This window comes from Scytonema sp. UIC 10036 (genome assembly GCF_009725235.1).
Window position 1 is genome coordinate 1 of record NZ_WJFC01000362.1, and the last position, 6,034, is coordinate 6,034.

6 protein-coding genes are annotated in these 6,034 nt (G+C 38.4%); 4 read left to right on the forward strand and 2 right to left on the reverse strand.

Annotated elements, in window-relative coordinates; genetic code table 11:
• Positions 1 to 84 precede the first annotated feature (84 nt).
• Positions 85 to 1,254 (reverse strand): pyridoxal phosphate-dependent aminotransferase, encoded by a 1,170-nt coding sequence (locus F7734_RS60055; protein ID WP_155753652.1) that lies wholly within the window; start codon positions 1,252 to 1,254, stop codon positions 85 to 87.
• Positions 1,255 to 1,599: 345 nt separating this feature from the next.
• Here F7734_RS60055 and F7734_RS60060 point away from each other — a divergent pair, with 345 nt between their 5' ends.
• On the forward strand, positions 1,600 to 2,130 hold the full coding sequence (locus F7734_RS60060; RefSeq protein WP_155753647.1) for a calcium-binding protein: 531 nt from the start codon (positions 1,600 to 1,602) through the stop codon (positions 2,128 to 2,130).
• Positions 2,131 to 2,347: 217 nt separating this feature from the next.
• On the opposite strand, the gene F7734_RS60065 is transcribed toward F7734_RS60060, so the two are convergent.
• A complete protein-coding gene (locus tag F7734_RS60065) occupies positions 2,348 to 3,781 on the reverse strand; it encodes an AAA-like domain-containing protein (protein WP_155753648.1) in 1,434 nt (477 codons plus the stop codon).
• A gap of 668 nt (positions 3,782 to 4,449) precedes the next feature.
• Between F7734_RS60065 and F7734_RS60070 the strand changes: the two genes are divergently transcribed.
• The 3 genes from F7734_RS60070 to F7734_RS60080 all read left to right on the forward strand — a co-directional run bounded on the left by F7734_RS60070 (position 4,450) and on the right by F7734_RS60080 (position 5,930).
• Positions 4,450 to 4,845, forward strand: a complete 396-nt coding sequence (locus F7734_RS60070; RefSeq protein ID WP_155753649.1) for a hypothetical protein — start codon at positions 4,450 to 4,452, stop codon at positions 4,843 to 4,845.
• Between the two features lie 146 nt (positions 4,846 to 4,991).
• Positions 4,992 to 5,387, forward strand: coding sequence for a hypothetical protein (locus F7734_RS60075; protein ID WP_155753650.1), 396 nt, complete (start codon positions 4,992 to 4,994; stop codon positions 5,385 to 5,387).
• Positions 5,388 to 5,534: 147 nt separating this feature from the next.
• Positions 5,535 to 5,930: a hypothetical protein gene (locus tag F7734_RS60080; RefSeq protein WP_155753651.1), complete on the forward strand. Its 396-nt coding sequence runs from the start codon at positions 5,535 to 5,537 to the stop codon at positions 5,928 to 5,930.
• Positions 5,931 to 6,034 lie beyond the last annotated feature (104 nt).

Here is a 6,034-nt window from a genome sequence, read left to right on the forward strand (position 1 = left end):
TTTAATATTTTGATCTCACTACTAACCACTAACCACTTACCACTAACCACTAACCACTAACCACTAACCACTAACCACTAACCACTAACCAATAACTCCTTTCACAAACCTTTCCAATCTGTCCATTCCTTTTTCAATTGTTGCCATATCCGTAGCATAGGAAAGGCGAATGTTATCATCAGCACCAAAGGCTATTCCTGGAATAACTGCGACTTGCTCTTTTTCTAGCAAGGCGTTACAGAAATCTAGAGATTTTAGCCCGGTTTTGCTAATATCGGGGAATAGGTAGAAAGCACCGTCAGGTTTGATACAGGTGAGTCCGGAAATCGCGTTCAGTCTTTCCAACATCACCTGTCGCCGTTGTGCGAAAGCTTGGCGCATTTCTTCGACACAGTCTTGGGAACCTTCCAAAGCTGCGATCGCACCGTATTGAGCAAAAGTACATACATTAGATGTACTGTGGCTTTGAATCGTAATCGTTGCTTTAATCAAATCGAGCGGTCCTGCCAAGTATCCTATGCGCCATCCTGTCATAGAGTAAGCTTTGGCAAAACCATTACTAATGATGGTTCGAGCAAAAATTTCTTCTCCGAGCGATCCAATACTGACGTGTTTTGCTCCGTCATAGAGAATTTTTTCGTAAATCTCGTCAGAAACGACAAAAATATCTTTCTCAACGACAATCTCAGCTATTGCTTTGATTTCATCTGGTGTATAAACCATCCCTGTCGGATTAGATGGCGAGTTGAGAATCAATAACTTTGTCTTGGGGGTAATCGATTTACGTAACTGATCTGGAGTAATTTTATAGCCCGTAGAAGCATCCGTAGAGACGATGACTGAAACCCCATCTGCAAGCGTTACCATTTCAGGATAGCTTAACCAGTAGGGGGCAGGGATAATCACCTCATCACCTGATTCAATCAAGGCTAGTATCAAATTAAACAAAGAATGTTTGCCGCCATTCGTGACGATGACATTTTCTGCTTTATAATCCAAACCATTATCAGTTTTTAGCTTGCGGGCAATAGCTTCCCGTAACTTTGGTTCTCCAGAGGCTGGTCCATACTTAGTCTTACCATCATCCAGGGCTTTTTGTGCAGCAGCTTTGACGTGCGCCGGACTGTCATAATCTGGTTCTCCTGCGCTAAAACTACAAACATCTATACCGTCTGCCTTCATCGCCTTGGCTTTTGCTGCGATGGCTAAGGTTATGGAAGGCGTTACCTGACTAACTCGTCCTGCAAGCTTCATCGTTACTTTAATAGGCAAATTCTTACCTATTAAAGGATATACCAGAAACTTTATCGATTTTTGTCTTTTAATAATTCCTTTTGCAAGCTGCTCACGTTTTTAGTACAAATGAACTAATTTAGCTCCGAGTGTAAGACTGCCGCAACCCTACCAACCACTAACAACTAACAACTAACAACTAACCCCAAATCTATTGTTAACAAATGTAAAAACTTTTTGACATCCGCATAAATCTATTTTCCCCCTCCGTTAAGTAAATGAGGGTTTAAATCGGAAGCAAACTTCTGATAGAACCTGAACTTACCTAGTACAGATCGACTTACACTTTTTTTAGGAGAAATCAAGATGGATATTAACGGAACTGCTGCAAAGAACGTACTTTTCGGAACCTACAATGCCGATAACATCAAACCAGGTGATGGAGACGACGTTGTTTTTGCTGGGGCTGGTAACGATTATGTTGATGGTTGGAATGGCAATGATGTTCTCTTTGGAGAATGGAACAATGATACTCTGTTAGGTTTCAACGGCAATGACTACCTTGATGGTGGCTACGGCGATGACTACCTATATGGAGAAGCAGGAGACGACGTTCTTGTAGGTGGTTATGGTAAGGACACCCTCTGGGGAGGTTCCGGGGCTGATAAATTTGTCTTTCAGTCTAAGTTTGAAGGGATTGATGCTATCAAAGACTTTAACTGGACTCAAGGCGATAAAATTACGATTTCCAAAGCAGGATTTGGTGCTACTAGCGTTTCCAACTTTAGTTACAACGCTACTACAAAAGCTCTATCCTTCTTGGGAACTCAATTTGCAACCGTTGAAACCTCTGGTAATACCAGCTTTGTTCCTAGTTGGGACATTGAACTCGTCTAGGACGCAATATTGATTTCAACCCAGTTAAAGGCTGACTTTCCTTTTAAGGAAATTCATGACAAAAAGGGGCAGACAGAGTAGAAACTCTTTTCTTTTCCTTGCTTTTTGCAGCAATCGGTGCATTTTATTCAACCGCTTGGCTGCCACTTTTGTAACTTAAGAATGAGATTTCCCAAGGAAGTAGTTTATTCCCACCGTCTTGCACGAGTGGGATTTTTTATGTTTGTTCGCCACCGATCAAACGTATTTGAAAATACTGACGGTATAAATTACAACGGGGATGTACTTTATTACCGGATAGTTTTACTAATCCCATACTTTGTAACTGATAAGCTGACATAGGTTCTATGTGTACGGGATCGGTTGCATCAATAACTTGTTTAAAAGCAGCTGCTAATCTGGGGCGTTCTTGCAAATCTAACCAGTATTTCCATAAATGAGGGCGGTAAATACCAGCTTCAGTCGGTGCTTCCGCTAAAAGTCGATCTACTGTTATATCCGGATGACCTTTAAGATGAGCAAAAGCCAATTCTAGCAGGTAAGGGTGTCCTCCTAATAATTCCATTAATTGTGCAACTGAATTTGTAGCGATCGCAAGCCCATGTTGCTGAGACAAGGTTAAGACTTGCTCCTGAGTAAACTCAGACAACTCAATAGGTAACCCGACATTAAACGGGGATTGATTAATATTGAGTTGAATATAAACATCAGTTGAGTGTAGAATTGCTAACCGTAGCTTTTGCCAAAGCCTGCGACTTCTTGCCTTTTCATACCAAGAACGCAGTAACCCAAAAAAGTCTTCGTAAATTTCAGGATAGGGAAAAAGTAAATCGACATCATCCAAGCAAAGTACGAGGGGATTTTCGAGTTCAGTCAAAAGATATTCCTCAAAATACGTTGTACAACTGACTTTAGAACCCATACCCTCTTCATCCCAGTATTCATCCAATTCTACAGGTAACCGAAGTTCGCGACTGATATTTATGCAAAACCAACGCAAGAACTTATTAAGGTTAGTAAAATGTATGCTCCGCTCTGCCAGTTTAAAACTCAAGTAAACAATAGAGTAGTCTTTTTTTGCTATTTGATTCAACACTCGTGTCATTAAATATGTTTTCCCCATAAGACTAGGGGCTTTGATCCGAATGAGAGAACCTGGTTGTAAAATATGTTCGTAGCACAATGATTCTATAGGAGGACGTTCTACATAAACCTCCATTTTTGAAACTTCGTTCTTCTCTGCTTGAGTTTGTTCTTGATAAATTTGCGTATTCTGTTTTAGAAAGTCTTCTTTGTTACTAGCAATGTTTTTAGAAGTCTGTTTATCTCTCTCTTTGCCCGCTAAAACTTGTAAATCGCGATTGACTTCACTGAAGGATCGTTTCTCCCAATACCTTTTTAACGCTTCCTTAAAGTTACTTTTCTTAACTTTTTCTCCTAAAGCATCACTTAACAGTTTCCAGAATTTGGGCGCTACATCTTGACTAATGTAGGTTGTAGCATATTGCTGTTTGGCTGCGATCGTGTCGTAATCTTCACGCTGCCAAGCCCCTTTCAAAATCACGATTTCAAGATCTGTTAATTTTCTGTTGAATTTTGAATGTACAACTTGATTGGCTGTTTCAATCGCTTCATTTAAATTGAAATCCATAGTTTATTTGAAAATAATAATTTTTATCGTTCGTCAGATGTAGCCACATGAGCTTAGCTTGAGAACGCAATACTAGTGTTACATATAGCAATACTAAATCATTTAAGTAGTCGTGCAAAATAAATTATGCATTTAGGTTAGGCAAGGGAACAGGGAATAGGGAACGGGGAACAGAAAAGGAATACAACGATTTCATTCGGGTTAAAAAATGTCTAAATATTTATGCATAGGTACTTATGAAAAATTTTAAGTACTGTAGCGTGGGTATTGCCCCAATACTGCAAGGGCTGAGAATTTTAGCTTTGTTGGGTTTACCGTGTGCGAAACCTAACAAATGCTTCTAGATGTTGGGTTTCGTTCCTCAACCCAACCTACGTGTTGTGAAATTTATGTCTCAGCCCTTGCAGTATTGGGTATTGCCCTACCTACAAGCCTTGATTTCTCCTACAGAAACCTAGTTTGTGAAGCTCAAGTTGTGAGAATAATCTGAATTTACCTGAATTTTATGACTTTTTCTGACTTATTGGAATAGAAATTAATTCAAACACTCCTGAATTTAGCTCAACTCTTTTACAAAAAGATAAATCATACTAACAATAGAAAGCAACAAACAAGCTTTCCAACGAAAAACCTACAAACTCAAACTAGAAAAAATCAAGGATTCACAAATGTCTAATTCTATTTCTCAAGTACAACTGTTTACTGAAATGACTGCAGAAGAAGGAGCGATACTGAGCGGTGGTACTGCTCAAGTTCATCTCAAACATCTTGTTGTTTACGACACTCAAGAATGGCCCCAAGATGAACCTTACTTACAAGTTGATGGCAAAACGATTTGGTCTAAAGAAGGTGTTGGAAATGGTACTCACACTATTGATAAAAAATTCAATATCAGTGGTACGTTTGATACACTGTCTCTTTGGGAAAACGATTCCTGGCCAAGTAATGATGAATTTTTAGGAGAAAACAAAATTTATTCTTGGCAAAGAGGAACAGATTTATCGCTCTCTTTCACCAGGGAAGGAGCTAATTACAAACTTGTCTATGATGTTTACTCTGTTTAAACTTGAGATTTTTCAGGTCTCTAAATTCAATAACTCAATAGAGTAAATTCTATAGACCAATTCTCAAAGATACTAACGCTGGAAAGCTAACAAGCTTTCCAATGAAAAACTACAAACTCAAACCAGAAAAAATCAAGGATTCACAAATGTCTAATTCTATTTCTCAAGCACAACTATTTACTGAAATGACTGCAGAAGAAGGAGCAATACTTAGTGGTGGTACCGCAAGAGTTAACCTCAAATATTTTCACGTCTACGATACCCAAGAATGGCCCCAAGATGAACCTTACTTACAAGTCAATGGTAAAACTATTTGGTCTAAAGAAAATGTCGGAAATGGTTATCATGATGTTGGGAAGACATTTGATATAGAAGGATACTCTGATACTCTTTCTCTTTGGGAAAATGACTCATGGCCAAGTAATGATGAATTTTTAGGAGAAAACAAAATTTATTCTTGGCAAAGAGGAACAGATTTGGAACTTTCTTTCACTAGGGAAGGAGCTAATTACAAACTTGTCTATGATGTTTACTCTGTTTAAACTTGAGATTTTTCAGGTCTCTAAATTCAATAACTCAATAGAGTAAATTCTACACAACCAATTCTCAAACATACCGACGCTGGAAAGCTGACAAGCTTTCTAATGAAAAACCTACAAACTCAAACCAGAAAAATCAAGGATTCAAATATGTCTACTTCTATTTCTCAAGCACAACTGTTTACTGAAATGACTGCAGAAGAAGGAGCGATACTGAGCGGTGGTACTGCTCAAGTTCATCTCAAACATTTTGTTGTTTACGACACTCAAGAATGGCCCCAAGATGAACCTTACTTACAAGTTGATGGCAAAACGATTTGGTCTAAAGAAGGTGTTGGAAATGGCACTCACACTATTGATAAAAAATTCAATATCAGTGGTACGTTTGATACACTGTCTCTTTGGGAAAATGATTCCTGGCCAAGTAATGATGAATTTTTAGGAGAAAACAAAATTTATTCTTGGCAAAGAGGAACAAATTTAGCACTCTCTTTCACCAGGGAAGGAGCTAATTACAAACTTGTCTACGATGTTTACTCTGCTTAAATCTAGAGCATAACATTGATGTTTTAATAAACTCGGTATTTCTCAAATACCGGGTTTTTTATAGCAATTCTATTTGATTTGTGAAATATATATAGGTCAAACAC